General features: G+C 71.8%; 28 protein-coding genes and 1 riboswitch. Of the genes, 16 read left to right on the forward strand and 12 right to left on the reverse strand.

Annotated elements, in window-relative coordinates; all coding sequences use genetic code 11:
* Window positions 1-98: 98 nt before the first annotated feature.
* The 4 genes from ACZ6BB_RS30885 to ACZ6BB_RS30900 all read left to right on the forward strand — a co-directional run bounded on the left by ACZ6BB_RS30885 (window position 99) and on the right by ACZ6BB_RS30900 (window position 3,394).
* Window positions 99-590, forward strand: coding sequence for an Lrp/AsnC family transcriptional regulator (locus ACZ6BB_RS30885; protein ID WP_383883680.1), 492 nt, complete (start codon window positions 99-101; stop codon window positions 588-590).
* Between the two features lie 122 nt (window positions 591-712).
* Window positions 713-1,543 (forward strand): dimethylargininase, encoded by an 831-nt coding sequence (gene ddaH, locus ACZ6BB_RS30890; protein WP_471618394.1) that lies wholly within the window; start codon window positions 713-715, stop codon window positions 1,541-1,543.
* Window positions 1,544-1,602: 59 nt separating this feature from the next.
* The gene (rocD, locus tag ACZ6BB_RS30895) at window positions 1,603-2,829 is read left to right on the forward strand and encodes an ornithine--oxo-acid transaminase (RefSeq protein ID WP_471618395.1); all 1,227 of its coding nucleotides are present in this window, start codon (window positions 1,603-1,605) and stop codon (window positions 2,827-2,829) included.
* 286 nt (window positions 2,830-3,115) lie between these two features.
* Window positions 3,116-3,394 (forward strand): hypothetical protein, encoded by a 279-nt coding sequence (locus tag ACZ6BB_RS30900; protein WP_471618396.1) that lies wholly within the window; start codon window positions 3,116-3,118, stop codon window positions 3,392-3,394.
* Here the strand turns inward: ACZ6BB_RS30900 and ACZ6BB_RS30905 are convergent.
* On the reverse strand, window positions 3,342-5,573 hold the full coding sequence (locus ACZ6BB_RS30905; RefSeq protein ID WP_471618397.1) for a PP2C family protein-serine/threonine phosphatase: 2,232 nt from the start codon (window positions 5,571-5,573) through the stop codon (window positions 3,342-3,344). The genes ACZ6BB_RS30900 and ACZ6BB_RS30905 overlap by 53 nt on opposite strands.
* A 476-nt stretch (window positions 5,574-6,049) precedes the next feature.
* Between ACZ6BB_RS30905 and ACZ6BB_RS30910 the strand changes: the two genes are divergently transcribed.
* Complete coding sequence (locus ACZ6BB_RS30910) at window positions 6,050-6,769, forward strand: lysophospholipid acyltransferase family protein (protein ID WP_471618398.1); 720 nt, start codon at window positions 6,050-6,052, stop codon at window positions 6,767-6,769.
* 98 nt (window positions 6,770-6,867) lie between these two features.
* Window positions 6,868-7,893, forward strand: coding sequence for an NAD-dependent epimerase/dehydratase family protein (locus tag ACZ6BB_RS30915; RefSeq protein WP_471618538.1), 1,026 nt, complete (start codon window positions 6,868-6,870; stop codon window positions 7,891-7,893).
* A 96-nt stretch (window positions 7,894-7,989) separates the two neighbouring features.
* Here the strand turns inward: ACZ6BB_RS30915 and ACZ6BB_RS30920 are convergent, their stop codons facing one another.
* The 8 genes from ACZ6BB_RS30920 to ACZ6BB_RS30955 all read right to left on the reverse strand — a co-directional run bounded on the left by ACZ6BB_RS30920 (window position 7,990) and on the right by ACZ6BB_RS30955 (window position 15,579).
* Window positions 7,990-9,579 (reverse strand): alpha/beta hydrolase, encoded by a 1,590-nt coding sequence (locus ACZ6BB_RS30920; RefSeq protein ID WP_471618399.1) that lies wholly within the window; start codon window positions 9,577-9,579, stop codon window positions 7,990-7,992.
* A gap of 172 nt (window positions 9,580-9,751) precedes the next feature.
* The gene (locus ACZ6BB_RS30925) at window positions 9,752-10,549 is read right to left on the reverse strand and encodes an urease accessory protein UreD (protein ID WP_471618539.1); all 798 of its coding nucleotides are present in this window, start codon (window positions 10,547-10,549) and stop codon (window positions 9,752-9,754) included.
* Window positions 10,546-11,229, reverse strand: coding sequence for an urease accessory protein UreG (gene ureG / locus ACZ6BB_RS30930; RefSeq protein ID WP_471618400.1), 684 nt, complete (start codon window positions 11,227-11,229; stop codon window positions 10,546-10,548). The genes ACZ6BB_RS30925 and ureG overlap by 4 nt, the downstream gene beginning before the upstream one ends.
* A gap of 397 nt (window positions 11,230-11,626) precedes the next feature.
* On the reverse strand, window positions 11,627-12,301 hold the full coding sequence (locus tag ACZ6BB_RS30935; protein WP_471618401.1) for an urease accessory protein UreF: 675 nt from the start codon (window positions 12,299-12,301) through the stop codon (window positions 11,627-11,629).
* 78 nt (window positions 12,302-12,379) lie between these two features.
* Window positions 12,380-14,101, reverse strand: coding sequence for an urease subunit alpha (locus ACZ6BB_RS30940; protein ID WP_471618402.1), 1,722 nt, complete (start codon window positions 14,099-14,101; stop codon window positions 12,380-12,382).
* Window positions 14,094-14,405: an urease subunit beta gene (locus ACZ6BB_RS30945; RefSeq protein ID WP_471618403.1), complete on the reverse strand. Its 312-nt coding sequence runs from the start codon at window positions 14,403-14,405 to the stop codon at window positions 14,094-14,096. Before ACZ6BB_RS30945 ends, ACZ6BB_RS30940 begins: the two co-directional genes overlap by 8 nt.
* Before the next feature lie 9 nt (window positions 14,406-14,414).
* Window positions 14,415-14,717: an urease subunit gamma gene (locus ACZ6BB_RS30950; RefSeq protein ID WP_037727756.1), complete on the reverse strand. Its 303-nt coding sequence runs from the start codon at window positions 14,715-14,717 to the stop codon at window positions 14,415-14,417.
* 199 nt (window positions 14,718-14,916) lie between these two features.
* On the reverse strand, window positions 14,917-15,579 hold the full coding sequence (locus tag ACZ6BB_RS30955; RefSeq protein WP_471618404.1) for a TetR/AcrR family transcriptional regulator: 663 nt from the start codon (window positions 15,577-15,579) through the stop codon (window positions 14,917-14,919).
* A gap of 171 nt (window positions 15,580-15,750) precedes the next feature.
* Between ACZ6BB_RS30955 and ACZ6BB_RS30960 the strand changes: the two genes are divergently transcribed.
* On the forward strand, window positions 15,751-16,848 hold the full coding sequence (locus tag ACZ6BB_RS30960; RefSeq protein WP_471618405.1) for an ABC transporter permease: 1,098 nt from the start codon (window positions 15,751-15,753) through the stop codon (window positions 16,846-16,848).
* A gap of 337 nt (window positions 16,849-17,185) precedes the next feature.
* On the opposite strand, the gene ACZ6BB_RS30965 is transcribed toward ACZ6BB_RS30960, so the two are convergent.
* Complete coding sequence (locus ACZ6BB_RS30965) at window positions 17,186-17,464, reverse strand: type II toxin-antitoxin system Phd/YefM family antitoxin (RefSeq protein ID WP_471618406.1); 279 nt, start codon at window positions 17,462-17,464, stop codon at window positions 17,186-17,188.
* A gap of 138 nt (window positions 17,465-17,602) precedes the next feature.
* Between ACZ6BB_RS30965 and ACZ6BB_RS30970 the strand changes: the two genes are divergently transcribed.
* The 5 genes from ACZ6BB_RS30970 (at window position 17,603) to ACZ6BB_RS30990 (ending at window position 20,905) form a co-directional block, all read left to right on the forward strand.
* Window positions 17,603-17,971 (forward strand): hypothetical protein, encoded by a 369-nt coding sequence (locus ACZ6BB_RS30970; protein WP_471618407.1) that lies wholly within the window; start codon window positions 17,603-17,605, stop codon window positions 17,969-17,971.
* A 297-nt stretch (window positions 17,972-18,268) separates the two neighbouring features.
* Complete coding sequence (locus ACZ6BB_RS30975) at window positions 18,269-18,925, forward strand: ATP-dependent Clp protease proteolytic subunit (RefSeq protein ID WP_471618408.1); 657 nt, start codon at window positions 18,269-18,271, stop codon at window positions 18,923-18,925.
* Window positions 18,926-18,932: 7 nt separating this feature from the next.
* Window positions 18,933-19,250, forward strand: coding sequence for a hypothetical protein (locus ACZ6BB_RS30980; RefSeq protein ID WP_319364901.1), 318 nt, complete (start codon window positions 18,933-18,935; stop codon window positions 19,248-19,250).
* Window positions 19,251-19,622: 372 nt separating this feature from the next.
* A riboswitch (cyclic di-AMP (ydaO/yuaA leader) is annotated at window positions 19,623-19,793 on the forward strand.
* Window positions 19,794-19,796: 3 nt separating this feature from the next.
* Entirely contained in the window at window positions 19,797-20,270 is a 474-nt protein-coding gene (locus ACZ6BB_RS30985) for a C40 family peptidase (protein WP_471618409.1), read from the forward strand.
* Between the two features lie 80 nt (window positions 20,271-20,350).
* Window positions 20,351-20,905, forward strand: coding sequence for a DUF6328 family protein (locus ACZ6BB_RS30990; protein ID WP_471618410.1), 555 nt, complete (start codon window positions 20,351-20,353; stop codon window positions 20,903-20,905).
* Here ACZ6BB_RS30990 and ACZ6BB_RS30995 read toward each other — a convergent pair.
* Window positions 20,877-21,335, reverse strand: coding sequence for an ATP-binding protein (locus tag ACZ6BB_RS30995; RefSeq protein ID WP_471618411.1), 459 nt, complete (start codon window positions 21,333-21,335; stop codon window positions 20,877-20,879). The genes ACZ6BB_RS30990 and ACZ6BB_RS30995 overlap by 29 nt on opposite strands.
* 247 nt (window positions 21,336-21,582) lie before the next feature.
* Between ACZ6BB_RS30995 and ACZ6BB_RS31000 the strand changes: the two genes are divergently transcribed.
* Together ACZ6BB_RS31000 and ACZ6BB_RS31005 are read left to right on the forward strand one after the other, a co-directional pair.
* Entirely contained in the window at window positions 21,583-22,443 is an 861-nt protein-coding gene (locus ACZ6BB_RS31000) for a helix-turn-helix domain-containing protein (protein WP_471618412.1), read from the forward strand.
* Between the two features lie 9 nt (window positions 22,444-22,452).
* Complete coding sequence (locus ACZ6BB_RS31005) at window positions 22,453-22,677, forward strand: DUF397 domain-containing protein (protein ID WP_471618413.1); 225 nt, start codon at window positions 22,453-22,455, stop codon at window positions 22,675-22,677.
* A gap of 57 nt (window positions 22,678-22,734) precedes the next feature.
* Here ACZ6BB_RS31005 and ACZ6BB_RS31010 read toward each other — a convergent pair whose 3' ends face one another.
* On the reverse strand, window positions 22,735-23,865 hold the full coding sequence (locus ACZ6BB_RS31010; protein ID WP_471618414.1) for an 8-amino-7-oxononanoate synthase: 1,131 nt from the start codon (window positions 23,863-23,865) through the stop codon (window positions 22,735-22,737).
* A gap of 198 nt (window positions 23,866-24,063) precedes the next feature.
* On the opposite strand from ACZ6BB_RS31010, the gene bioB reads away from it, so the two are divergent.
* Together bioB and ACZ6BB_RS31020 are read left to right on the forward strand one after the other, a co-directional pair.
* Entirely contained in the window at window positions 24,064-25,296 is a 1,233-nt protein-coding gene (bioB, locus tag ACZ6BB_RS31015) for a biotin synthase BioB (protein WP_471618415.1), read from the forward strand.
* Window positions 25,289-26,578: an adenosylmethionine--8-amino-7-oxononanoate transaminase gene (locus ACZ6BB_RS31020; RefSeq protein ID WP_471618416.1), complete on the forward strand. Its 1,290-nt coding sequence runs from the start codon at window positions 25,289-25,291 to the stop codon at window positions 26,576-26,578. Before bioB ends, ACZ6BB_RS31020 begins: the two co-directional genes overlap by 8 nt.
* Window positions 26,579-26,586: the final 8 nt, after the last annotated feature.

The raw sequence follows: 26,586 nt of genomic DNA on the forward strand, positions 1-26,586 counted from the left end.
ACGTGGAGTGTAGGAGTAATTCGTACGCCTGCACACGGGCGCGCGCCGAGCCCGTCACAGCGGGGGCCGCCGGCCCCCTCCCTGGATACAGTGCCCGCATGAGCAGCAAGTCCGCGGCGTTCGACGAACTCGACCGCAAGATCATCACGGCGTTGATGGCGAACGCGAGGACCAGCTTCGCCGAGATCGGCTCGGCCATCGGCCTTTCGGCCACCGCGGTGAAGCGGCGGGTGGACCGGCTGCGCGAGACCGGGGTGATCACCGGGTTCACGGCGACCGTGCAGCCGGCGGCGCTCGGCTGGCGCACGGAGGCGTACGTGGAGGTGTACTGCGAGGGCGCGGCGCCGCCCCGGCGGCTCGCGGAGGTCGTGCGCAACCATCCGGAGATCACGGCGGCGATGACGGTGACCGGTGGCGCGGACGCGCTGCTGCACGTCCGGGCGATAGACGTGGAGCACTTCGAGGAGGTGCTGGAGCGGATCCGCACCGAACCCTTCATCCGGAAGACGATCAGTTACATGGTGCTGTCGCACCTGCTGCCGGAGGCTCCGGAGGCCGGGGCCACCCAGGACGCAGCGAACGTGCGCTGAGCCGGATCGACACGCAGCATTACTGCGCGAACACGCAACGTTCGTTTCTTGTCGTGCGCCTGGCTCGATTCCTACCGTGGAATCATCCCCGTCGACACCGTCAGGAAGCGGAGAAACCCTCTGTGCCCGACAGCCGTGTGCCGCGCCTTCGGCGCTTTCTCGTCTGCGAACCCAGACACTTCGCCGTGCAGTACTCGATCAATCCCTGGATGCATCCGGACACCCCCGTGGACGTCGATCTGGCCCAGGACCAGTGGCGGAAGCTGATCCACGCCTACCGCACCCTCGGCCACACCGTGGACACCGTGGAGCCGGTGGCGGCGCTGCCCGACATGGTGTTCGCGGCCAACTGCGCGCTCGTCCTCGGCGGCCGGGTCCTCGGCTCGCTGTTCCACGCGCCCGAGCGGCGCCCCGAGTCCACCGCGTACGACGCCTGGTTCGAGAGCGCCGGGTACGACGTGCTGCGCTCCGAGTCGGTGTGCGAGGGAGAGGGCGACCTGGTGCCGACCGGCCGCTATCTGCTCGCCGGGACCGGCTTCCGCACCACGCGTGAGGCCCATCGCCAGGCGCAGGAGTTCTTCGGCGTCCCGGTGATCAGTCTTCAGCTCGTGGACCCGCGTTTCTACCATCTGGACACCGCGCTGTTCGTCCTCGACGACGGGAGCGACGGCTCGGCGGGGAACATCGCCTACTACCCGGAGGCGTTCTCCCCCGGCAGCCGTGCCGTCCTCGCCCGGCTCTACCCGGACGCGGTGATCGCGACCCGCGAGGACGCCATGGCGTTCGGCCTGAACTCGGTCTCCGACGGCCGCCACGTCTTCATCTCGCCCCGCGCCAAGGAACTCTCCGACCAGCTCACCCGGCTGGGCTATGTTCCCGTCCCCGTCGACCTGTCGGAGTTCCAGAAGGCCGGCGGCGGCATCAAGTGCGTCACGCAGGAGATCCGCCCGTGACCCAGGAGACCCGCCGCCCGGTTCGTGCGATCCGCCCCGTGACCGATGGAGGTCCGCTCATGACCGCTCCCGCCCCCACGCGCTCGTCGGCCGACCTCATCCGCGCCGAGGAGCCCGTCCTCGCGCACAACTACCACCCGCTGCCCGTGGTCGTGGCCCGTGCCGAGGGCACCTGGGTGGAGGACGTCGAGGGCCGCCGCTATCTGGACATGCTGGCCGGCTACTCCGCCCTCAACTTCGGCCACCGCCACCCGGCGCTGATCGACGCCGCGCACCGCCAGCTCGACACACTCACCCTCACCTCACGGGCCTTCCACAACGACCGGCTCGCCGGGTTCGCCGCGTCCCTGGCCGAGCTGACCGGCCTGGACATGGTGCTGCCGATGAACACCGGCGCCGAGGCCGTGGAGAGCGCGATCAAGGTGGCCCGCAAGTGGGCGTACGAGGTGAAGGGCGTCCCCGCCGACCGGGCCACGATCGTCGTCGCCGCGGACAACTTCCACGGCCGTACGACGACCATCGTCAGCTTCTCCACCGACCCGGTGGCCCGCGACGGCTTCGGGCCCTTCACCCCCGGTTTCCGTGTGGTCCCGTACAACGACCTCGCCGCGCTCAAGGCGGCGATCGACGAGACCACGGCCGCGGTGCTGATCGAGCCCATCCAGGGCGAGGCGGGCGTGCTCATCCCGGACGACGGCTATCTGCGCGGGGTCCGCGAGCTGACCCGCCGCACCGGCTGTCTGTTCGTCGCGGACGAGATCCAGTCGGGCCTCGGCCGCACCGGCCGTACGCTCGCCGTCGAGCACGAGGACGTCCTGCCCGACGCCGTACTGCTCGGCAAGGCGCTCGGCGGCGGCATCGTGCCCGTGTCGGCGGTGGTGGCCCGCCGGGAGGTGCTGTCGGTGCTGCGTCCGGGCGAGCACGGCTCGACGTTCGGCGGCAACCCGCTCGCGGCGGCGGTCGGCTCGGCGGTCGTCGAGCTGCTGCGCACCGGGGAGTTCCAGCACCGGGCCGCCGAGCTGGGCGGGGTCCTGCGGGAAGGGCTCACGGAACTGGTCGGCCGGGGCGTGGTCGGCTTCCGGGCACGCGGACTGTGGGCGGGCGTCGACGTCGACCCCGCGATCGGCACGGGCCGCGAGATCAGCCACCGCCTCATGGCGGCGGGGATCCTCGTCAAGGACACCCACGGCTCGACCATCCGCCTGGCCCCGCCCCTGACCATCACCGCCGCGGAACTCCGTTCCGCGCTGGGGACGTTGGGGGAGGTCCTGGAGGCGGGTTCCTGACGGACGGCCCGGAGGGCGGCTCCTGGGAGACCGCCTCCGGCCCCGCACCCCGGACAGGGGCGCGGGGAACGATGCGGGCGGCCAAGCCCGGGGTGCACGGCCGGGAGTGAACGGCCGGGGCGGGCCCGGCCCCGGGTGGCCCGGGGACCCTCCCGGGCCCGGACCGACGAGGGGGCAGGGGCGCCGGGGCACCCGCACGGCGCAGGAAGGCCGCCGTCGGGTTGCCGTCGAGGGCCGGGCGTGCAAGCTGGGGAGAGCCCCTTCGCTGCCCGGGAGGACACAGGTCATGGCGACGGTCCGTAGGAACGACGGTGAGCCGCAGACTCTCGAGGTGTTCGAGATCGACCTCGACGAAGGGGACTGGGAGGCGTTGCGCCCCGACCCGGAGCGGTTCTTCCGGGAGCTGCTGGAGCCCGGCTACAAGGTCAACGGCATCTGCGTCGACACCCGGAACCTCGGGCGTCTGGCGCGTGGCGAACTGGCGTCGGCGAGTTTCGTCCGGCTCGTGCACATCAGTGGTGGCCCGTTCGACTCGTACTACGTCTGGCCCGAGCACCAGATGTGAGGCGCCGGGACACCGCGTTCCGGCCGGGATCGGGCGGTGCGGTGGGCCGCAGCAGGAACAGGGCGATGTCGTCGGTGTGCCGGCCGGTGGGGCGGGTGTGGCGGACCAGACTGTCCACGAGCCGGTGCAGCGGGAGGTCGCCGGCCCGGCCGAGGTGATGGGCGAGGTCCGCGATGGTCCGGCTCATGTCGGTGCCGGGGTCCTCCACAAGGCCGTCCGTGTAGAGGGCGAGCAGTGTCTGCGGAGCCAGGGGCAGCGTGGTGAGCGGGTAGACGGGGGTGCCGACGCCGATGCCGAGCAGGGGGCCGGGGCGGATGTCGACCGGATGGCTCCGCTTGTCGGGGTGGCGCACCAGCGGCGGTGGATGTCCGGCACTGGCGAGGGTGACCTGGCTGCGGCCGAGGTCGAGGTGGGCGTAGAGGCAGGAGACGAAGCGGCTGGCGTTGAGGTCGGCCAGGTCGCGGTCGGTACGGGCCAGGACCTGGTCGGGTGCGGCTCCGGCGGTGGCGTGGGAGTGGACGGCCATGCGGACCTGGCCCATTAGGGCGGCCGCCGTGATGTCGTGGCCCTGCACGTCTCCGATGACCGCCGCGGCCGTGGTGTCGGTGAGGCGGATGAGGTCGTAGAAGTCACCGCCGATGTCCATGCCGTGGCTGGCGGGCAGGTAGCGGGCGGCGACATCGAGCCCGGCCACGGTGGGCAGGGCGTGGGGCAGCAGGGTCTGCTGGAGGGCGTGCGCGAGATTGTGCTTGGCGTCGTAGAGGCGTGCGCGGTCCAGGGCCTGGGCGATGAGCCCGGCGAGGGGCGTGAGGATCGAGCGCTCGCCGGCGGTGAAGGAGTGCGGCTCGTTGTAGGCGAGGAGGAGGCAGCCGATGGGGTGCCCGGAGCTGAGCAGCGGCAGGAAGGCCCACGCGTGCTTGTCGGTGATCTGCGGGGCTCTGGGATAGAAGCGGGACAGTTCGCCCCGGTCGGCGAAGAACGAGGAGGCGCCGGTGGTCAGGGCGCGGCCGGCGGGGGTCAGATCGGCGTCCGTGGGCATGCCGTCGAACTGTTCGATGACGGCGGGGTCGTAGCCGCGGTGACCGATGATCTGGATACGGCCGGCGTCGGCGGTGGACATGATCATGCCGTGAGCGCCGAAGGCGGGCAGGATCCGCTCGGCGACCAGGTCGACGACGTCCTGGACGCCGAGGGTGTCGGTCAGCGCGGCGGCCAGGGCCATCAGCAGATGGATGCGGCTGTGCGACGGGGTTCCGGTGAGCGCGGGCTGCGCGTCGGCCGGCCCGGAGACGGACTCGGGCGCGGGCGTGGGCCGCGCGCCGAGGGGCCTGGACGCGGGGTCGGGGGAGATGAGGAGGCTGGTGCCGCCGTCGTCCGTGTGCAGGCGGAGATCGAGCCGCCGGCCCGGGGGGCGCACCACGGTCAGGGCGACGGGCTCGCGGCTGCTCATGGCGGTGCGGTACGCGTCCATGTACGCGATGTCGTCGAGCCAGGCCAGCGACTGCCACGGCTGGGTTCCCAGCAGGCGTTCCGCCGGTCTGCCCAGCAGGTCCGCGGCCGCGGCGTTGACGTAGGCGACGCATCCTCCCAGGTCGAGGGCGAGGATGCCGAGCGGCAGACGTTCCACCATCTCGGCCGCGGCGCGTCCCGACTGCGGGACGGGGGCGTTCCGGTGGGGTCGGACGAAGCGGGGCCGGTCCGGGACGACCGGCGGCAGGGCCTGCGCGTCCAGCACCCGGGCGATACGGCGGGCGCTGAAGGCGATGTCCCCGCGCTCCCGGCGGCTGAGCCGGGGGGAGCGTCCGGGCGCCCACATCAGCAGCAGCGCGCCCCTGCGGTGCCGGATCTCGCCGAGCGGGTGGACCGCGAACGCGACCTGGTAGGGGATGCCCGCCGCGACGCGCGGATAGCGGCGGGCCAGTTCCTCCAGGGAACTGACCCAGACGAGCCGGTCGTTGCGGATCGCGTCCTGGCTGGGGCCGTGCACGGAGAAGGGGGCCCGCCACCACGGCGCGAAGGCGTCGACCGGTACGCCGCACAGCGCGATCAGCCCCAGCGTGGTTTCCGCCGGATCCAGCAGGTAGACGCCACCGGAGCGGGCACCGGTGCGGCGCACCGCCGCCGCCAGGCTCTCGCCCAGCGGATCGTCCGCACCCGGACGCCCACCGGACCCGGTCATGCGGCGCAGCACCTGACGCCCATATCCAGACGCTAAGCCAGCACGCGGGTGACGGCATGTGGATCAGGAGCGCGGTCCGCCCGGCCGGCACTCCCCCGCCGTCGGACGACCGGGGTGCGGCGCACGGCTCTGCTGCCGCCCGCTCCGTGGTTCGACACCGTTCGGCGGACCGCACACCCCGCGTCCGCCGCCCGCGTGGTTCGGCCAGAAGTCCGCACGAGACCACGTAGGCGCCTCCGGGTGCTCCCGGTGACATGGCGCGGCGGGCTACGATCAACTGTCGACACGCAGGACGAGGCCCACCAGCGCTCATGCGCCTGACGCAACGTCAGCGACGTCAGCGAGGAGTCAGCGTGAGCGCGATCGGGCCCGGCCGCGGACGGGCCCTGCCCACAGAGGGGTCGCGAGCGCGCATGTCTTCCGTGACCTGGCGGAACACGTCCACAGAGTCGATCGGGTAGCGCGAGGGAGACGCCGTGTTCTATTACCTGCTCAAATACGTGCTTCTGGGTCCGCTGCTGCGACTGGTCTTCCGGCCTCGCATCGAGGGCCTCGAACACGTCCCGTCGTCGGGCGCGGCCATCGTCGCGGGCAACCACCTGTCCTTCTCGGACCACTTCCTGATGCCCGCGATCCTCAAGCGGAGGATCACGTTCCTGGCGAAGGCCGAATACTTCACCGGTCCGGGTCTCAAGGGCCGGCTGACGGCGTTCTTCTTCCGCAGCGCCGGGCAGATCCCGGTCGACCGCTCCGGCAAGGAGGCCGGTCAGGCCGCCATCCGCGAGGGGCTCGGTGTGCTGAGCAAGGACGAACTCCTCGGCATCTACCCGGAGGGCACCCGCTCCCACGACGGCCGTCTCTACAAGGGCAAGGTCGGCGTCGCGGTCATGGCGCTCCGGGCCAAGGTGCCCGTCATCCCCTGCGCCATGATCGGCACATTCGAGGCGCAGCCCCCGGGCAAGGTCATCCCCAACATCCACCCCGTCGTCATCCGCTTCGGCAAGCCGCTCGACTTCTCGCGCTACGAGGGCATGGAGAGCGAGAAGGCCGTTCTGCGCGCGATCACCGACGAGATCATGTACGCGATCCTGTCGCTCTCCGACCAGGAGTACGTCGACCAGTACGCGGCCGTGGTGAAGGCGGAGGAGGCCGCGGCGGCCAAGGAGCGCAGGTTCCCGCGCATGCCGCTGAGTTGACCGGCTCCCGGACGGTGGCCGAGGTGTTCTGCCGATAGCAGAGCACCCCGGCGGACCGCGGGCCGGCGCCGTACGGTCGGGGCATGACACGACGTGCTGTGGTGATCGGGGCGACGGGACAGATCGGGCGCGTGGCCGTGGGCGCGCTGGCGCGGGACGGCTGGACGGTGACGGCCCTCTCGCGGGGCGGCGGCCGGGACGAGGGCTGGCCCGAGGAGGTGCGGGCGGTACCGGCCGACCGCGAGGACGAGGCGGCGCTGACGACCGCGATCGGCGACGACTGTGACGTCCTGGTCGACGTGGTCGCCTACGGCCCCGCACACGCCCGGCAGTTGCTCGCGCGGGCCGACCGGGTCGGGTCGGCGGTCGTCGTCTCCAGTGTGTCGGTGTACGAGGACGACAAGGGCCGCAACTTCGACACCCAGGCAGAGCCGGACGGCTTCCCCGAGTACCCCGTGCCCCTCCCCGAGAGTCAGCGCACGATCCCGCCGGACGACACCTCGTACAGCACCCGCAAGGCGGGCCTGGAGCGTGAACTCCTCGCCGGGGGCGACCGGTTGCCCACGACCCTGCTGCGTGCGGGCGCCGTCCACGGGCCGCACTGCCGCACACCGCGCGAGCTGTACTTCGTGAAGCGCAACCTGGACGGCCGGCCCCGCCGGGTCCTCGCGTACGGCGGCGAGAGCCGTTTCCACCCGGCGAGCGTCCACAACATCGCCGAGCTGATCCGGCTGGCCGCCGCCCGGCCCGGCACCCGGGTGCTGAACGCCGTCGACCCCGAGGCGCCGACCGTCGTGGAGATCGCCGCCGCGATCGACGCGGTGATGGGCGTCGACGCGGAGAACGTCCTGGTGGACGGCCCCGCCCCGGCTCCCGATGTGGGTGACACGCCCTGGTCCGTGCCGGTGCCCGTGGTGTGCGACATGTCGGCGGCGGAGCGGGAGCTGGGCTACCGCCCGGTGGTCCGGTACGCGGAGTCGCTGCCGGAGACGGTCGCGTGGATCGAGAGCCGGCTGGCGGGCGGACGGGACTGGCGGGCGGCGTACCCGAGGATGGCCGAGGTGTACGGGGACCTCTTCGACTACGCGGCGGAGGACGCGTGGCTGGCGGGGCGCCCGGCGTGACGGCGGTGTGAGTACATGCGGAAGGGGGGCGACCGGGTGTCCCGGCCGCCCCCCCCTTCCGTCCCTCTTTGCGTCACGTCACGGAACTGCGCCCGCCTACGGAGCCGGTGTGGCGTGCGGCGCGCACTTCACGTCGGCCCCGCCCACCTCACCGGTGAGCAGGTAGGTGTCCACACGCTCGTTGACACACGGGTTCACCAGGCCGGTGACGCCGTGGGAGCCCGCGTTCTGCTCCGTGATCAGACGGGAGCCCTTGAACCGCTTGTGCAGCTCGACGGCACCCTCGTACGGCGTGGCCGCGTCCCGCTCGGACTGGACGATCAGGACGGGCGGCAGGCCCGCCTTGGTCTTCACGTTCAGCGGGGTGTACTGCTTGGAGCCCCAGGTGGCACACGGCAGGTTCATCCAGGCGTTGGCCCAGGTCATGAACGGGTGGTCCTTGTGCAGCCTGGTGTTGTCGCGGTCCCACTTCCGCCAGCTGGTGGGCCACTTGGCGTCGGTGCACTCGACCGCCGTGTACACGGCGTTGCCGTTCTCCGAGGCCGCGTTGCCCGCGGTGTCGGAGAGGTCCGGGGCGGCCGCGTCGACCAGCGCCTGGGTGTCACCGGCGGCGTACTTGCTCCAGACCCGGGCGGTGGGCGCCCACGAGGAGTCGTAGTACGGGGCGCTCTGGAAGAAGGAGATCAGCTCGGCCGGGCCGACGAGCCCGCCGAGCGGCTTCTTCTTCGCAGCGGCCCGCAGCTCCAGCCACTTGGCCTGCACCTTGGCCTGGGTGTTGCCGAGGTGGTACGTCGCGTCGTTCTGCGCGACCCACTTCGTCCAGTCCTGCCAGCGGCCCTCGAAGGCGACGTCCTGGTCCAGGTTGGCCTGGTACCAGATCTTCTCGCGGGAGGGGTTCACCACGCTGTCGACGATCATGCGGCGCACGTGGTCCGGGAACAGGGTGCCGTAGACGGCGCCGATGTAGGTGCCGTACGAGACACCGAGGAAGTTGAGCTTCTTCTCCCCCAGGGCGGCCCGGATGACGTCCAGGTCGCGCGCCGTGTTCGGCGTCGTCATGTGCGGCAGCATCTCGCCGCTGCGCTTCTGGCAGCCCGCCGCGTAGTCGGCCGCGAGCTTGCGCTGCTTGAGCTTGTCGGCCTCGGAGTCCGGGACCGGGTCCATCTTGGGCGCCTTCACGAACTCCTGCGGGTCGACGCAGGAGATGGGCGCCGACTTGCCGACTCCGCGCGGGTCGAAGCCCACGAAGTCGTACGCCTTGGACGTCTTGGCCCACAGCGGGGCCTTGGTGGTGACCCTGCGCGGGAAGCGCAGGCCCGAGCCGCCGGGGCCGCCCGGGTTGTAGACGAGCGCGCCCTGGCGCTCCTCCTTCGTACCGGTGCTCCCGATACGGTCCACGGCCAGCTCGATCTGCTTGCCGTTCGGCTTGGCGTAGTCCAGCGGCACGGAGACCCAGCCGCACTTGATCGGCTTCTCCAGGCCCCAGCTCTCGGGGCAGTCCTGCCAGTCGATGCCCTTCTTCGCCGCCTTCTCGGCGGCGAGGGCGACGCCCTTGGCCTCGCGGTTCTGCGCTCGCGCGCTGTCCGCGGCGCTTGCCACGGGGGCGGCGACGGCGCCCGCTATCAGCGTCGCCGTGACGAGCAGTCCGGCGGAGCCGAACGCTGCCGCCCTTCTGGTCGGCCTCATACCTCTCAAGAGGAAACTCCCCGTACATCGTTGCGAAGATGCGACATGGTCACGGGGATCCTCGTACCTGTCAGGTACCTGAGAACAGGGGCACGAACAGTTCTTTACTAATCCGATAACCGGTGCGGAAAGTCCCGTTCAGCGGATGCGCGGAGATCCGGTCCGCCGCCCCTCAGCCGTCCAGCTCGGCGAGGGCGTCGTCGAGCACACGCCGCAGCCTCAGCGCGTCGGGCGCGAGGGCAGTGACGAGCACGGCCGGCCCGGCGAGCGGGGTGAGCGCGGCGGTTTGTCCCAACACCTTCGGCCCGGGCGGCCGTTCGGCGAACTCCGGCCGTACGACCAGGAGTTGCCCCAACGCCCGGTACCCGCCCAGCACGGCGGGCCCGTCCCAGCCCCCGGGAGCCCCCGGCCCGCAGCACACCAGCTGGTCGAGCAGCGGCCGTCCGCCCGACCATACGCCGAGCCGGCTGGTGAGCCGCCCGGACTCCTCCCCGGATCGGCCGAGCACCTGCTCCTCCCGGAACACCAGCCGCGCGCCCACGGCGAGTTCCACCCGCGTCGACACGTACAGATCGCTGCCCTTCGCCGAGATCAACTGCTCGGGCAGCCAGCGCAGTTCACCTCCGGCGGCGACCTCGATCCGTACGCCGTAATGGGCCTCGCCCTTGGCCTGGCCGGGCAGTGCGATCGTCGCGGCGGCCGACCCGACGCGCAGCCGGGCCCCGGCGCCGACCTCCGCCTCGACGGCGAACCGGTCCCCGCCGAGCGGCCCGCTCATGGCTCCGACGAGCATGACCCGGGCCTCGTCGCCGCTCCCCCGCGTACGGCGCAGGGCCAGGGGCCCGTCGCTCTCCAGCACGGGCAGGGCCGTGCCGCCCCGCCCGTCGGCTCGGGCCGCGAGCCGGGCGGTGGCCCTGACACCGGTCGTCCCGCGGGCCCTCTCCACGGCAGCGTCCGGGGCCGCCGTCATGCCGTCCACGCCGCGAGCTTCTCGCGGACCCAGACGGCGACGTCCGTGACGCCCGCCTCCGTGCGCAGCGACTGGAACACCACCGGCAGTTCGGCCCGCTGCGCCTTCGCGTCCGCGGCCATCCGGGCGAGGTCGGAACCGACGTACGGCGCGAGGTCCGTCTTGTTGACGACGAGCAGGTCGGCGGTGGTGACACCGGGGCCGCCCTTGCGCGGGATGTCGTCCCCGCCGGCCACGTCGATGACGAAGACCTGCGCGTCGACGAGGCCCCTGGAGAAGGTGGCGGTGAGGTTGTCTCCGCCGGACTCGACGAGGATGAGGTCGAGCGGCCCGATCTCGTCCTCCAGGTCCTCCACCGCCTCCAGGTTCGCGGAGATGTCGTCCCTGATCGCCGTGTGCGGGCACGCCCCCGTCTCCACGGCGGTGATCCGCTCGGGCGGCAGCACGGCCTCGCGCAGCAGGAACTCGGCGTCCTCGCGCGTGTAGATGTCGTTGGTCACGACCGCGAGCGACAGCTCGTCCCGCAGCGCCCGGCAGAGCGCGGCGACCGTTGCGGTCTTCCCGGACCCGACGGGCCCGCCGAGCCCGATCCGCAGGGCCCGTCGGGTCCCGTCGGGCCGCCGCGCGTCCGCGCCGACCGCGGCGGGGCCGTCGTGGGAGTGGGAGTGGTCGAGATGCATACGTGGACTCCTTGGGTGTACCGCGGATGGTGGCGGTGGTCGCGGGAGGGGGAGGGCGGGACGGTCGTAGGGCGGGTGCGGGCGGGACGGTCGTAGAGCGGGTGCGGGCGGGACGGTCGTAGGGCTGGTGCGGGTGGGACGGTCGTAGGGCGGGTGCCGGTGGGGGGCTTGTCGCGCAGTTCCCCGCGCCCGTGAAAGCCCAAGCCCTGCGTGGCCTGAAACCTGATCGGCGACGGACCTGAAAGCGTCGGCAGCGGGCCGGAAAAGCACGGGGCGCGGCCCCTGCCTTTCAGGGGCGCGGGGAACTGCGCGAGAAGCCCCACCGGACCCGCGGCCGGGGGTCGAAGGGGCGCAGCCCCTTGAGACGGACGGGTAGGGGCGGCGGGGGCGAGGAGACTCAGGACGCGAACAGCCGCACGGACCACCCCGCATGAACCTCCGCACCGATCTCCAACAGCGGCGCGGACGCCGCAGGCAGACACTCCACCCCCGCACGCCCCACCCCCCGAGCCGCGTCGACCGCCTCCCCCACCACCACATCCAGCTCGGGAGCCAACCGCGCCAACACCCCGGTCGCATCGAACGGGTCGAGACTCAGCAACCGCACCACCGCACTCGCCGCCCCGCTCACGCTCTCGTACGCCGAGCAGTACGCCGCGTCGTCCGCCCCCAGCCCGGCCGCCCGGGCCACCACGCCCAGCACCACCGGCTGATGCGCCCCCTTGGGGAACTCCCGTGCCAGCGCGTCCAGTTCCGCCGACGGCCAGGTCGCCCGCGCGGCCCGCATCAACTGCCGCCCCAGCTTGCGTGAAGCACCCCGCAGGGCGACGGACGGCGTCCGGGCGTCGGCGGCGGCGTCCAGGGCCGTCGGATCCACCCCGAGCGCGGCGGCGGCGGCCAGTCCCGCCGCCACCAGCCCGGCCGTGTGCAACCGCCCTCGGCAGAAGGACTCCAGCCCCTCCGCCCCGGTGATCAGCCCGGCCTTGACGGCCGCCTCGGCCCCGCCGGAGTGCGCGTGCCCTCCGGCGGGGAACCGGCCGTCGGCCAGGACGAGAAGCGCGGCCCTAGACATCGCGGCCGCCGCTCCTCGGACGTCGCACCCCGAACCTCTGGCGTCGAACGCCGTGCATCCCGTGCACCACCCCCGCCATCAGAAGAGGAAGTACCGCTGTGCCATGGGCAGTTCGGCGGCCGGTGTCGCCTCCACCAGCTCCCCGTCGATGTGCACGGCGAAGCTGTCCGGGTCGACACGCACCTCCGGTCGCGCGTCGTTCTCGCGCATGTCGGCCTTGGTGACCCCGCGGGTCGACTCGATGGCGACGAACCGCTTGCCCAGCGACAGCCGCTCCGGCAGGCCGTCCTCGACGGCGAGCGGTGCCACGAAGTTGAACGAGTTCGCGGCGGGCGCCCGCCCGATGGCCCCGAACATCGGGCGCGGAAGGATGGGCTGCGGCGTCGGGATGGAGGCGTTCGCGTCGCCCATCTGCGCGTAGGCGATCTGTCCGCCCTTGATCACGAGCTGGGGCTTGACGCCGAAGAACGCGGGCTCCCACACGACCAGGTCGGCGAGCTTGCCCGTCTCGACGGAGCCGATCTCACGGGCCAGTCCCTGCGCGAGGGCGGGGTTGATCGTGTACTTGGCGACATAGCGACGTACGCGGTGGTTGTCCGCGCGGTCGTCACCGGGCAGCGCGCCCCGCCGCCGCTTCATCACGTGCGCGGTCTGCCAGGTGCGCAGGATGACCTCGCCCACCCGTCCCATGGCCTGCGCGTCCGAGGAGATGATCGAGATGGCGCCCAGGTCGTGCAGGATGTCCTCGGCGCCGATGGTGGACGGCCGGATGCGGGACTCGGCGAACGCCAGGTCCTCCGGCACGGCCGCGTTCAGGTGGTGGCAGACCATCAGCATGTCGAGGTGTTCCTCGGCGGTGTTGACGGTGTAGGGCCGGGTCGGGTTGGTGGAGCTGGGCAGGACGTGCGGCTCGGACACCACGGTCATGATGTCGGGCGCGTGCCCGCCGCCGGCACCCTCGGTGTGGTACGCGTGGATACCGCGTCCGGCGATCGCGGCGAGCGTGTCACCGACGAACCCGGCCTCGTTCAGCGTGTCCGTGTGGATGGCGACCTGGATGCCCGTCCGTTCGGCGACGGTCAGCGAGGCGTCGATGACGGCCGGGGTCGAGCCCCAGTCCTCGTGCAGCTTGAGGCCGAGGGCGCCGCCGCGGATCTGCGACAGCATCGCCTCGTGGGAGACCGTGTTGCCCTTGCCGAGGAAGCCGATGTTGAGCGGGTACGCCTCCATCGCCTCCATCATCCGGGCCAGGTGCCAGGGGCCGGGGGTGACGGTCGTGGCCTTCGAGCCCTCCGCCGGTCCCGTGCCGCCGCCGACCAGTGTGGTGACGCCGGACGACAGCGCCTCGTCGGCGATCTGCGGACAGATGAAGTGGACGTGGGCGTCGATGGCGCCGGCCGTGACGATCCGCCCGTTGCCCGCGATGATCTCCGTCTCGGGGCCGATGACCAGGTCGGGGTGGACGCCGTCCATCGTGTCGGGATTGCCGGCCTTGCCGATGCCGGTGATCCGGCCGTCGCGGATGCCGATGTCGGCCTTCACGACGCCCCAGTGGTCGATGATCACCGCGCCCGTGACGACCGTGTCCGGGGTGCCTTCCGCGCGCGTGGCACGCGCCTGGCCCATGGACTCGCGGATGACCTTGCCACCGCCGAACACCGCCTCGTCACCGGCGAGTCCGGGACCGCCGGAACGGTCCTCCTCGATCTCGACGAGCAGATCGGTGTCGGCGAGCCGGATGCGGTCACCGGTGGTGGGGCCGAACAGGTCGGCGTATGCGGCACGCGAGATCTCAGGCATCGAGGGCACCTCCGGTCTCCCCGCGCAGTCCGGGCACGACACGGGCGCCGGCGAGGGGTACGAGTTCCACCTCGGCGGGGATCCCGGGCTCGAAGCGCACGGCGGTGCCGGCGGCGACGTTCAGCCGCTTCCCGCGCGCGGCCGCGCGGTCGAACTCCAGGCCCGGGTTGGCCTCGGCGAAGTGGTAGTGGGAGCCGACCTGCACGGGCCGGTCGGCGGCGTTGAGGACGGTGAGCCGGGTGACATCACGGCCCTCGTTGTAGACGATCGGGCCGGAAGCGAAGAGGATCTCGCCGGGAATCATCGGGGCCCCTCAGACGATCGGGTCGTGGACGGTGACGAGCTTGGTGCCGTCCGGGAAGGTGGCCTCGACCTGGACGTCGTGAATCATCTCCGGGATGCCCTCCATGACATCGTCCCGGGTGAGCAGCTTCCGCCCGGACGCCATGAGTTCGGCCACGGTGCGGCCGTCCCGCGCGCCTTCGAGGAGGTGAGCGGTGATGAGTGCCACCGCCTCGGGGTGGTTCAGCTTCAGCCCGCGGGCCCGGCGCTTCTCCGCCACGTCGGCCGCCACGTGGATCAGCAGCCTCTCCTGCTCGTGCGGGGTCAGTTGCACGGCGTCCACCTCACATCCTCGCTCCGGACCGTGCGGGGTCCGGTTGCCTCGCCACCGGGCAAATTCGCTGGTGGCGTGGCCGCAGGCTAATCGGACGGCGTTTCGGCGACGTTAACCGGACCGTGATCACCGTGCGCGCCGCCCCCGCCGTACGCCGGGCCGTCCCGTCGCCCCCGCACACGTTCCGGCTCCCATCCGCTCAGGCTCCGCTCGGGTCCCGCCCCGGTCCCGCCCAGCTGCGACCGTCCCGGTCCTCCATGCTCATCAGGGCCTTCACACCCAGCTCCACCACCTGGACCGGTACGTCACCGAACAGCGCGTTCTGGGCCGCGAAACCCTGGGCGAGCGCGACCATCGTGCGCGCCACGCTGAGGGCGGGGATGTCGGCCCGCATCATCCCGGCGTCCTGGTACGCCTCGACGATCTTGATCCATGGGCTGCGGACCTGGGCGAACCCTTCGGCGAGGATCATGTGCAGTTCGGGGTTGCGCAGCGTCTCGGCCCACACCTGCACCATCAGCTTCGGATACAGGGACTCCCCCTCCTCCCCCAGCGACGGCTGCCGGTGCAGGATGCGGCGCAGCACGGTGCCGATCAGGATGTCCGGCGGCGGGGGCGGGCCCTGCAGCGCCGCGTCCTCGAACGCGCTGCGGACGTCGTCGAGGACCTCGCCGACGATCGCCGCGATCAGTTCTTCCTTGCTGCTGAAGTACCGGTAGACGGCCCCGGCGGAGAGGTCGGCCTCCTTCAGCACGTCCTGCATCGACGTGGCGTGGAAGCCGTTGCGAGCGAAGCTGCGGGCGGCGGCGTCGAGGATCTGGCGGCGGCGGGCGTCGAGACGCTCCTGGGATACGCGGGGCATGACGCCAAACGTAAAACGAACGTTCCTTCTTGACAAGAAGTGACGCCGAGAGGATGGTGAAGCCAAGAAAAACGAACGCTCCTTCTTTTTAGCGCCGCACCGCCGCCCTGTCGTCGAGCACCCGCCGCGGCGACTCCCTGCCCACCCCTCAATTCGTCACCGAGGAGAACCATGTCCGCCCCGTCCGCAGCACCCACCGCGGCCAAGGCCACCGACACAGGCGCAGGCACCACCCCCGCCACCGCCGTCGGCACATCGGCCCCGGCCCTCTCGGTACCCCCGAACCGCCGCGCGGTCGCCGTCATCGTCCTGATCCCGATCATCGCGGCCCTCGCGCTCTGGGCCTTCGCGTGGCCCAACGCCCGGACCGCACCTCGCGACCTGCCGCTCGGTGTGGCCGGTCCGGCCACCGCGGTCGCCCAGGTCGAGAAGCAACTGGCGCACCGGGAGGGTGCCTTCGAGATCCACCGCTACGCCGACGAGGCGGCCGCGCGGGAGGCGATCGAGGACCGGACCGTATACGGCGCGGTGGTCGTCACCCAGGCCGGGCCCAAGCTGCTCACCGCCTCGGCCGCGAGCCCGATGGTGGCCCAGTTGCTGCAGCAGGCCGTGACCCAGCAGGCCGCCGAGGAGGGGGTCCGGGTCGCGACCACCGATGTGGTGGCCACCTCGCCGAACGACCCGCGGGGCTCGGCCTTCGGTGCGAGCGTGCTGCCGCTGGCTCTGGCAGGTACCGCCTCCGGCGCGATGGTCACCCTGCTCGGACTGCGCCGGGGGCGTGCGGCCGGTGCGCTGGTCGGAGCCGCCGTGCTGGTCGGGCTCGCCGCCACCGCGATCACGGACAGCTGGCTGGGCGTACTCGGCGGGCACTGGTGGGCCGAGGCCGGCGTGCTGAGCCTGACCACCCTGGCCGTCGGCGGCACCGTGGCCGGATTCGCCTCCCTGCTCGGCAAGCCGGGCATGGCTCTGGGCGCCCTGCTGATCGTCTTCGTCGGCAACCCCTTCGCGGGCGCCGCCACCGCCCCCCAGCTGCTGCCCGAACCGGCGGGCGACCTCGGCCGGCTCCTCCCGCCGGGTGCGGGTGCGTCACTGCTGCGCTCGGTGTCCTTCTTCGACGGCGCGGCCGCCCTCGCCCCGACCCTCGTCCTGACCGCCTGGGCGGCCTTCGGCCTGGCGGCGGTCCTGCTGGGCCACCTGCTCAAGCGTCACCCGAAGCCCGCCGAGCGGACCACCACCGAGCCGGGCCCCGCCCCGGTCCCGGCCGGCTGACCCGCCCGAGGCCGACCGCGGCCACCACCGGAACCGGCCGTGCGCCCCCGCTGTAGCGGACGGGGGCGCACGGCCTTCGTGGAGCTCGGGCACAACCCGCCGCGAAACTCACGTCACGGCACACGCGCCACCGGAACCGATCGAGGCCCCGGCACAGCCGAAGCCGCGAACCGCACCGCACCGCACCGCACCCGCGAGCGAGGGCGAATCCCGAAGGGGCCCGGCGTTCCGCCCCTGCCCCTGCCCCTGCCCCTGCCCCCCCCCGTGAGGATCACCAGCCGGCTGCTCACCGGTCGGCCGCCGGCGCGGGGCCGGCCGGGTCCGCCCCACACCCCCGTCAGGAAGCCCCCGTCCCCCGATGCTCCGCCGCGATGCCGAAGCGCTGCTGTTCCCTGGCCGTCGGCGAGACCTCGCGGACTCGGGAGACGGAGCTGATCACCGGCTCCTCCGTGGGTTCCTGAAGGGCTTCGAGCTGCTCCAGGTCGGCGGCGGAGACCAGGGCGACGAGGGGCTTGCCGTGGCGCGTCACGACTACGCGCTCGCCGCCGTAGACCACGCGGTTGATCAGTTCGGCGAGCTCAGCCCTGGCTTGCGTCACCGGAATCTCGTAGGCCATGGAGTCCAGCTTAGACCGGGGCTCCCCCACCGCCCGGAGCGGAAGATCCGATTCTGGCCCAGGGCGATCGCCTCGTTCGTACGATCGGGCTCGGCCTCCAGCGGGAGGCGTCCATGACAACCAGACACAGGGGGAACGATGTCCGGTTTTTCCAGGCGGTCGCTGCTCGGGTACTCGGGATCGGCGGCGGCAGGGGCGGTCCTCACGACGAACGGCACCGCCCAGGACGCGGCGGCGGTGAGCGCGGAGACCGCCGCCGACACCCGCACCGGCAGCACGGCGGCGGCCGACTTCCCGGAGGGCACCAGGTTCAGCGGCACGGTCCGTATGCCCGGTACCGAGATGACGGAACTGACGGTCAGCTTCAGTGTCGGCACGACGGAGGCTCCGGCCGCCCAGCGCATCACCGCGCTCGAAGTCGCGGAAGCCCTGAACGCGCTCGCCGCCGCCCGCGGCTGGCCGCCTGTCACCTTCTACGGGACCCCGGCCCCCGCACCGCTCAACTGACCGGCCGGATCCGGCCCCACCCGAGATCCCCGCGGAGCCCTCGCTCCGCGGGGATCTTTCGCTGTCGGCGAGATCTTTCGCCGTCGGCGGGCCCTTGACCGTCGGCGGGACCCTCCCCCGTCGGCGGGACCGTTCACCGCCGACGGGACTGCTCACCGCCGACAGGACCGTTCGCCGCCGACTGGACCGTTCGCCGTCGCCAGGATCTTTTCGCTCTCAGCCGATCCTCATCCCCTCCTCCGAACTACGTACGTCCTGTACATTTTTTACGGAAGTCGATCAGAGGAGGCACACCCCATGCCCGAGCGCCGAGCGTCGGCCCGTCATGTGCTGCCCGAGTTCACCGAGCGCACCAGTGCGGGGTACCGGACGATGGATCCGTACTCGAAGCTCCTGGAGGAACGGATCGTGTTCCTCGGGACGCGGATCGACGACACGTCGGCGAACGACGTGATGGTGCAGTTCATGCACCTGGAGTACCAGGCGCCGGACCGGGACATCGCGCTGTACATCAACTCGCCCGGGGGCTCCTTCAGTGCGATGACGGCGCTCTACGACACGATCCGGTTCGTCACCTGCGACGTGGAGACGGTCTGCCTGGGGCAGGCGGGGTCGGCCGCCGCGGTACTGCTGGCGGCGGGCACGCCAGGCAAGCGGTCGATGCTGCCGGGGGCACGCGTACTGATCCACCAGCCGGCCCTGGCCGACCCGATCGAGGGGCAGGCCGGCGATCTGGCGATCCAGGCCGAGGAGTTGACGCGCAACCGCCGGAAGATGGAGGAGATGCTCGTCCGGCACACGGGGCAGAGCCCGGAGCGCGTCAGTGCCGACATCGAGCGGGACAAGTTCCTCGACGCCGAGGCGGCGGTGGCGTACGGCCTGGCCGACCGGGTGGTCCGGAGCCGCAAGACCACTGTCGCGCCCCCCTCGCCCCCGTTCCCCGGCGCGAGGTGAGGCGCGGATGCTGCCCCCGGAACTGCCACCGCTGCCCGCGCTCACCCGCGCCGAGGCGGAGCTGATCGACCGTTACCTGGACGTGGTGGACCTGATCGGCCGGATCAATCCGGCTCGTCCGGGCGACACCTACCGCGGGTTGCGTGCGGCGCAGGCGCTCGTCTCGAAGGCGACCGCTCTGCGCGACGCGCTCGAACTGATGCACAAGCGCGGGGAGAACGAGGTGCATGCGCCGACACTCGCGCGGGCACTGCGCGTCCTGGACGGGGAGCGCCGCGCCGGCCGGGTGGCACTGCCGCCGGAGGCGGAGGACTCGCCGGCCTGAACCGATCGCGCATCGCGTTCCGTACTACTGACGGGGCGTCCGGTCCCGGCTCGGCGCCCTCCGGTCGGCCTACCGCGATCGACCCATCGGCCCATACGTCGTGAGGACCTGTGAAGTTGCGCAAGATGCCTGGTACATGGGCGGAGTACAGCATTCCGGCGCTGGTGCGGACCTCCTCGACCACTGGGACACAACGATGGAAAACGCCCTGTCCACCCGAACGGCCGAGTGGTGAGTAAGACCACAAATCCCCGCTTCCGTTGGGATTTTCGCACTTGAGTACGCCAAGATCCCTTCCTGACGACAAGCCCCCGCCGCAGCGGCGGGGCGATCCGGGTGGACGCCGAGTCCTGCCGCCGCCCGGATGACCGGTCGACAGGATTGCATCGGCAGGAGTGGAGGACCCAAGCACGACGGGTCGCCGGAACGGTCACGCCATGACCGCGCCGAGCAGCCCTTGGGGTGAAGCCGCGTCAGCGGCCGGGCAACTTCGCCAGCCCGAATCCGACAGGTCATCCTTCACAGGCGGCTGACGAAGGGTTGCGCATGTCTGCGCTGAATCGTGTCCCGTCGCTGCTGACCCGGGCCGGTACGGCCTCGGCTCTGACCATCGCCGCCGTCGGCGGCAGCATCGTGGTCCCGGGCGCCGCATCCGGCGCCGAGGCCGCCACGGTGGCGTCGAAGGCACTCAAGGTCGCGGCTTCCAAGAAGGGCTCCCCCTACAAGTACGGCGCCGTGGGTCCGGGCAGGTTCGACTGCTCGGGGCTGACGCTCTACTCGTTCAAGAAGGCGGGCAAGAAGCTGCCCCGTACTGCCCAGCAGCAGTACAACAAGACGAAGCACATCTCCGTGAGCAGCCGCAAGCTCGGAGATCTCGTCTTCTTCCACTCGGGCTCGAACGTCTATCACGTCGGTATCTACGCGGGGAAGGGAAAGATCTGGCACTCGCCGAAGACGGGTGACGTCGTCCGGCTGCAGAAGATCTGGACGAAGAGCGTCTGGTACGGCCGGGTCCGCTGACCCACCGCCCGGGGGCGGTGGAGCTGTCCGCCGCCCCCCCCGCCGGCGTATGCCGTACTCATGTGGTTACCCGCACGGTCATGGCCGACGTACCCACCAACACCGCGCGTAACGAGACGCCCCTCGAACGCGCCGACCGTAATTTCTCCGAGTTGCTCCAGGAGCTGCGGGTCACCCAGACCGGAGTGCAGATCCTCTTCGCGTTCCTGCTGACGCTGGCCTTCACCCCGCGCTTTCCGGATCTGGACACGTTCCAGCGTGTCACCTACGTCACCACCCTGTTGCTGGCCGTCCTCGCGGCGACCCTCTTCACCGCGCCGGCCGCCCTGCACCGTTCGCTCTTCCAGCAGAACGCCAAGCCCGCCATCGTCCGGGTCTCGTCCCGGCTGGCCACCGCCGGGATGATCGTGCTGATGCCGGCCTTCACCGGCTCCGTCCTGCTCGTCGTGGACGTGACGCTCGGCCGGACGGCCGGGATCGTCGCCGGATCGGGCACCCTCCTGGCGTGCCTCCTGCTGTGGGGCCTGCTCCCGAAGCTGGTGGGACGCGCCTCCGGCCGGGGCACCGCACCGCCGTCGCCACCCGCCGGACGGGAGAGCCGTCCCGTCAGGTCTCCGGCGAACCACTCGCGGTGACCGGCTGGACGGGGACCGTCCACGGAAGCTCGATCGCCACCGTCTTGCCGCCCTCCCGTGTGGGTCTGACGCTCAGCCTGCCGCCGCATTCGGCGGTCAGCCACCGGATGATGACCATGCCCCGGCCGTTGTCCTGCTGGACGGCGGCCGGCAGGCGTTTGGGAAAGCGCGGATGGCTGTCGGTGACGCCGATGCGCAGATGTTCGTCCCGGTCGAGCGCGATGTCCACGGTGAAGGTGGGAGACAGGCCCGACGTGTGCTGGACGGCGTTGGTGGCGAGTTCGGACACGATCAGGCGCACGGTGTCCGCGGTGCCCGTGTCGCCCGGCAGGCCCCATTCGGCGAGCACACTGGCGACGTAGTTCCGGGCTGCGGACACCGAGGCGGGATCGCTCGGCAGAGTGACGGATGCTTCCAGGTGATCTGCCATGGCGAGGCGTCCCTTTCCCACGGGACCGGTGTCCGACAGGGAGCGGATGGTTCGACTGCGGTCCCGGACTGGTGCTTCGCGCCAGACTGCCACTACCTGGGCTGTCACGTGTGGCGATCCACCAAGATGTGCATATATCTGTCGCTCGAAGCGGTGAACTATCCGACGGCCGAACGTATTTGGGTGGGGTCCTGGTCCATCCTCTGTCGTCACCCCGACGCCGCGCGCCGGGCGGAAGGAGAATCCCATGCAGTACGGTCCGGCGGTGCGCCGCCGCAAGCTCGGTGCCGAGTTGCGTGTCCTGCGCACCCGTTCAGCGCTCACGAGCATCGAGGCGGCCCGTCGGGTGGGCTGGCACCAGTCCAAGGTGAGCCGGATCGAGACGGGCGCCAGCGGGGTGAAGCCCGCGGACGTCCGCAAGCTCCTGGACGCGTACGGGATCGACGACACCGAGTTACGGGACCTGCTGCTGGCCCTCGCCGGCTCCGAGGACGGCGGCGGGCGGCACAACTGGTGGCACGCGTACCGGGGCGTACTGCCGCCGGCGTACCGCGACTTCATCAGCCTGGAGTCGCAGGCCGGGGGCATGCGCACGCTGGAGACCTCGGTGGTGCCCGGCCTGCTGCAGATCCCCGAGTACGCGCGGGCGGTGACGCGGGCGGCGGTGGAGGGGCTGGAAGACGACAAACTCGACGCGCTCGTGGAAGTGCGGCTCGCGCGGCAGGAGGTGCTGCGCGGGAATCCGCCGATGAAGCTGAGTGCCGTGCTCGACGAGGGCGTTCTCCGGCGCGAGGTGGGCGGACGCGAGGTCATGGCCCGGCAGCTGGTGCGTCTGGTCGAGGCGGCGCGGCTTCCCCAAGTGAGACTGCAGGTGCTCCCGTTCACTGCCGGGGCGCATATCGGCGTCACGGGCCCTTTCGTAATTTTCTCATTTCGGAGCACATCTGATCTGGATGTGGTTGTTCTCGACCACTTGACGAGTAGCCTCTACCTCGAACGGAAAGAAGACCTCAAGGCGTATGTCGAGGCCTTCAACGCCCTTCAGATCCACGCCCTTTCGCCCGAGGACTCGTTGGATTACATCGCCGGGCTAGCCGCCGGCGCGTAAGGAGGCACCATGTCCGCACTGCCTCGGAACGTATCCACCAGTACCGAACTCCCCGATGTGCGATGGCGGCGCAGCAGCCGCAGCACCGGGATGAACAACTGTGTGGAGACGGCCCGTCCGGAATCCGGCCGCTGGGCCGGGCTGGTGGCCGTACGCGACTCGAAGAACACGGCGGGGCCTGCCCTGCTGTTCGACCCCGACACCTGGGAGGGATTCGTCACCACGCTGCGGTGACCGCCACCGACAGCGTTCGTGGTTCCGCTCACGGCGACGCTCGGCCGGGACGCCGACTCACGGTCGCGTATCGCCGATGATCCCCACGGCCCGGTCGATCTGCTCCTGCGTGAGATCCGCACGGGCGGTCAGCCGCAGCCGCGAGACGCCGTCGGGCACCGACGGCGGGCGGAAACAGCCGACGGCGAGACCCGCAGCCCGGCAGTCCGCCGCCCACCGCAGCGCCTGATCCGGCGACGGCGCGCGTACGGACACCACGGCGGCGTCGGGCCGCACCGCTTCATGGCCCGACGCCGTCAGCCGTGTGTGCAGCTCCCTGGCCACCTCACGGGCGCGCGCGGCCCGCTCGGGCTCGCGGCGCAGCAGCCGGAGCGCGGCGAGCGCCGCGCCCGTCGCGGCCGGGGCGAGACCCGTGTCGAAGATGAAGGTACGGGCCGCGTTGACCAGATGGTCGATGACGGCTGCCGGGCCGAGGACGGCTCCGCCCTGGCTGCCGAGCGACTTGGAGAGCGTGAGGGTCACGACGACGTCGGGGGCGCCCGCGAGACCCGCCGCGTGCGGCGCGCCCCGGCCCCCGTCGCCCAGGACACCGAGGCCGTGCGCGTCGTCCACGACGAGCCCGGCGCCGTACTCCCGGCAGGCCGCGGCGAGTCCGGCCAGCGGGGCGGCGTCGCCGTCCACGGAGAAGACCGTGTCGGACACGGCGACGGCGGTCCCCTGGGCGGCCGTGCCGAGGGCCTTGCGGACGGCGTCGGGGTCGGCGTGGGCGACGACCTGGGTGGTGCCGCGGGCCAGCCGGCAGCCGTCGATGAGGGAGGCGTGGTTGCCCGCGTCCGAGACGATCAGGGAGCCGTGGGGGGCGAGCGCGGTGACGGCGGCGAGGTTGGCGGCGTAGCCGGAGGAGAAGACGAGCGCGGCCTCGAAGCCGCAGAAGTCGGCCAGTTCCCGTTCCAGTTCGCCGTGGAGTTCGGTGGTGCCGGTGACCAGCCGGGAGCCGGTGGCCCCGCCGCCCCAGCGGCGCGCGGCCTCGGCGGCGCCCTCGGTGATCTCGGGGTGCCGGGCCAGACCGAGGTAGTCGTTGCTCGCGAGGTCGAGGAGCGGGGAGTCGGCCGGACGGGCGCGCAGGGTACGTACGAGCCCGGCCCGGCGGCGTGCCGACGCCTGCTCGTCGATCCAGCCGAACGCCATGGGTCCTCCGGGGTGGTGTGGGCAGCCCTCGGCGCCGGGGCTGCGGTGGACAGCACGGCGGGAGCTTTTGTAGGCAGTGCACAGACACTAACGGGCCGACCGGCCGCCCACGATGTGGCGATACCCACACGTCGATCCCACTCTGTTGTCCGAACCGTCCTTGGCCGGGAGCGGTCCCGTAGGACAGGATCGGCTCTCATGGACCTGCTGAACACGCTGGTGGACAAGGGGCTCCGGCGCGAGCCGCTGAGCCGTGCCGAGGCGCTCGCCGTCCTCGGCACCTCCGACGACGAACTGCTGGACGTGGTGGCCGCGGCCGGGAAGGTGCGCCGGCACTGGTTCGGACGCCGGGTGAAACTGAACTATCTGGTCAACCTCAAGTCCGGTCTCTGCCCCGAGGACTGCTCCTACTGCTCGCAGCGGCTCGGCTCGACCGCCGGCATCCTCAAGTACAGCTGGCTCAAGCCCGACGAGGCGTCCGAGGCCGCGGCGGCCGGGCTCGCCGGTGGTGCGAAGCGGGTCTGTCTGGTGGCGTCCGGGCGCGGCCCGACCGACCGGGACGTGGACCGGGTCTCCGACACCATCAAGGCGATCAAGGACCAGAACGAGGGCGTCGAGGTGTGCGCCTGTCTCGGTCTGCTCTCCGACGGGCAGGCCGAACGCCTGCGCGAGGCGGGCGCGGACGCCTACAACCACAACCTGAACACGTCCGAGGCGACGTACGGCGAGATCACGACGACACACACGTACGCCGACCGGGTGGACACGGTCCGGAAGGCGCACGCGGCGGGTCTGTCGGCCTGCTCGGGTCTGATCGCGGGCATGGGCGAGAGCGACGAGGACCTGGTCGACGTCGTCTTCTCCCTCCGTGAGCTGGACCCGGACTCGGTGCCGGTCAACTTCCTGATCCCGTTCGAGGGCACCCCGCTCGCCAAGGAGTGGAACCTCACCCCGCAGCGCTGTCTGCGGATCCTGGCGATGGTGCGGTTCGTCTGCCCGGACAGCGAGGTGCGGATCGCGGGCGGGCGCGAGGTCCACCTGCGCACGATGCAGCCGCTCGCGCTGCACCTGGCCAACTCGATCTTCCTGGGCGACTACCTCACCAGCGAGGGCCAGGCGGGCAAGGCCGACCTGGAGATGATCGCGGACGCCGGCTTCGAGGTGGAGGGCACCGACCAGGTCACCCTGCCGGAGCACCGGGCGGCGGTCACCGCGGGCGGGGCGTGCGGGTCCGGGGAGAGCGCCGGGTGCGGGTCGCACGAGGGGGGCGGCTGCGGATCGCACGAGAGCGCCGGCGCGGGCTGCGGATCGCACGCGGAGGGCGGTCCCTGCGGGTCCGTCGCCGCCGACGCCCCGGCCGGCGAGGCGCGTACGGACCTGGTCGCGGTGCGCCGTCGGGGCGCCGGAACCGACCTCGCGCCCAATGCCTGAGCCGTCCGACCTGAGCGTGCCGGAGCTGCTGGACCTCGACCGGCGGCACGTGTGGCACCCGTACGGGCCCATGCCGGGCCGGCAGGAACCGCTCGTCGTGGAGTCGGCGAGCGGGGTCCGGCTGAAGCTCGCGGACGGCTCGGGCGAGCTGGTGGACGGCATGTCGTCCTGGTGGTCGGCCATCCACGGCTACAACCACCCGGTGCTCAACGAGGCGGCGCGCGAGCAGCTCGGCCGGATGAGTCACGTCATGTTCGGCGGGCTCACCCATGAGCCCGCCGTACGGCTGGCGAAGCACCTCGTCGACCTGTCGCCCGACGGGCTGGAGCATGTGTTCCTGGCCGACTCGGGGTCGGTCTCCGTCGAGGTCGCGGTCAAGATGTGCCTGCAGTACTGGCGTTCGCTCGGCCGCCCCGGCAAGCGGCGCCTGCTGACCTGGCGCGGTGGCTACCACGGGGACACCTGGCAGCCGATGTCCGTGTGCGATCCCGAGGGCGGGATGCACGAGCTGTGGCAGGGCGTCCTGCCCCACCAGGTGTTCGTGGAGCCGCCGCCGGCCGAGTACGAGGAGGCGTACGCGCAGTCGCTGCGCGCGGCGGTCGAGCGGCACGCCGGCGAACTGGCCGCCGTGATCGTGGAGCCCGTGGTGCAGGGGGCGGGCGGGATGCGCTTCCACTCCCCCGCGTATCTGCGGGTGCTGCGCGAGGCGTGCGACGCGCACGACGTGCTGCTGGTCTTCGACGAGATCGCGACCGGGTTCGGCCGTACGGGCGCTCTGTTCGCGGCCGACCACGCTGCGGTGACGCCGGATGTGATGTGCGTCGGCAAGGCGTTGACCGGCGGTTATCTGACCCTGGCGGCGGCCCTGTGCACCGCCGGGGTGGCCGACGGGATCTCGCGGGGCGAGGTGCCGGTGCTGGCCCACGGCCCCACCTTCATGGGCAATCCGCTGGCGGCGGCCGTCGCCTGTGCCTCGATCGAGCTGCTGCTCGGCCAGGACTGGCTCACGGAGGTCAAGCGCATCGAGACGGGGCTGCTGGACGGGCTGGCCCCGGTGCGCGAGGTGCCGGGGGTCAAGGACGTCCGTGTCCTCGGCGCGATCGGGGTCGTCCAGCTCGACCACCCGGTGGACATGGCGGCCGCCACGAAGGCGGCGGTGGGCGAGGGCGTGTGGCTGCGGCCGTTCCGCGACCTCGTCTACACGATGCCTCCCTACGTCACGGGCGACGAGGACGTGGCGCGGATCGCGCGCGCGGTGTGCGCGGCGGCGACGGCGGGATGACGGAAAGG

The organism is Streptomyces sp. NPDC041108, assembly GCF_055592645.1.

Coding starts and splice junctions, on each gene's coding strand:
- ACZ6BB_RS30945 (WP_471618403.1), bottom strand. CDS start 14,405: ATGATTCCCGGCGAGATCCTCTTCGCTTCCGGCCCGATCGTCTACAAC.
- ACZ6BB_RS30960 (WP_471618405.1), top strand. CDS start 15,751: ATGTCCGCCCCGTCCGCAGCACCCACCGCGGCCAAGGCCACCGACACA.
- ACZ6BB_RS30920 (WP_471618399.1), bottom strand. CDS start 9,579: ATGAGGCCGACCAGAAGGGCGGCAGCGTTCGGCTCCGCCGGACTGCTC.
- ACZ6BB_RS30970 (WP_471618407.1), top strand. CDS start 17,603: ATGTCCGGTTTTTCCAGGCGGTCGCTGCTCGGGTACTCGGGATCGGCG.
- ACZ6BB_RS31005 (WP_471618413.1), top strand. CDS start 22,453: ATGTCCGCACTGCCTCGGAACGTATCCACCAGTACCGAACTCCCCGAT.
- ureG (WP_471618400.1), bottom strand. CDS start 11,229: ATGCATCTCGACCACTCCCACTCCCACGACGGCCCCGCCGCGGTCGGC.
- ACZ6BB_RS30995 (WP_471618411.1), bottom strand. CDS start 21,335: ATGGCAGATCACCTGGAAGCATCCGTCACTCTGCCGAGCGATCCCGCC.
- ACZ6BB_RS31010 (WP_471618414.1), bottom strand. CDS start 23,865: ATGGCGTTCGGCTGGATCGACGAGCAGGCGTCGGCACGCCGCCGGGCC.
- ACZ6BB_RS30965 (WP_471618406.1), bottom strand. CDS start 17,464: ATGGCCTACGAGATTCCGGTGACGCAAGCCAGGGCTGAGCTCGCCGAA.
- ACZ6BB_RS31000 (WP_471618412.1), top strand. CDS start 21,583: ATGCAGTACGGTCCGGCGGTGCGCCGCCGCAAGCTCGGTGCCGAGTTG.
- ACZ6BB_RS30955 (WP_471618404.1), bottom strand. CDS start 15,579: ATGCCCCGCGTATCCCAGGAGCGTCTCGACGCCCGCCGCCGCCAGATC.
- ACZ6BB_RS30980 (WP_319364901.1), top strand. CDS start 18,933: ATGCTGCCCCCGGAACTGCCACCGCTGCCCGCGCTCACCCGCGCCGAG.
- rocD (WP_471618395.1), top strand. CDS start 1,603: ATGACCGCTCCCGCCCCCACGCGCTCGTCGGCCGACCTCATCCGCGCC.
- ACZ6BB_RS30900 (WP_471618396.1), top strand. CDS start 3,116: ATGGCGACGGTCCGTAGGAACGACGGTGAGCCGCAGACTCTCGAGGTG.
- bioB (WP_471618415.1), top strand. CDS start 24,064: ATGGACCTGCTGAACACGCTGGTGGACAAGGGGCTCCGGCGCGAGCCG.
- ACZ6BB_RS30905 (WP_471618397.1), bottom strand. CDS start 5,573: ATGACCGGGTCCGGTGGGCGTCCGGGTGCGGACGATCCGCTGGGCGAG.
- ACZ6BB_RS30985 (WP_471618409.1), top strand. CDS start 19,797: ATGTCTGCGCTGAATCGTGTCCCGTCGCTGCTGACCCGGGCCGGTACG.
- ACZ6BB_RS30990 (WP_471618410.1), top strand. CDS start 20,351: ATGGCCGACGTACCCACCAACACCGCGCGTAACGAGACGCCCCTCGAA.
- ACZ6BB_RS30975 (WP_471618408.1), top strand. CDS start 18,269: ATGCCCGAGCGCCGAGCGTCGGCCCGTCATGTGCTGCCCGAGTTCACC.
- ACZ6BB_RS30925 (WP_471618539.1), bottom strand. CDS start 10,549: ATGACGGCGGCCCCGGACGCTGCCGTGGAGAGGGCCCGCGGGACGACC.
- ACZ6BB_RS30885 (WP_383883680.1), top strand. CDS start 99: ATGAGCAGCAAGTCCGCGGCGTTCGACGAACTCGACCGCAAGATCATC.
- ACZ6BB_RS30940 (WP_471618402.1), bottom strand. CDS start 14,101: ATGCCTGAGATCTCGCGTGCCGCATACGCCGACCTGTTCGGCCCCACC.
- ACZ6BB_RS30935 (WP_471618401.1), bottom strand. CDS start 12,301: ATGTCTAGGGCCGCGCTTCTCGTCCTGGCCGACGGCCGGTTCCCCGCC.
- ACZ6BB_RS31020 (WP_471618416.1), top strand. CDS start 25,289: ATGCCTGAGCCGTCCGACCTGAGCGTGCCGGAGCTGCTGGACCTCGAC.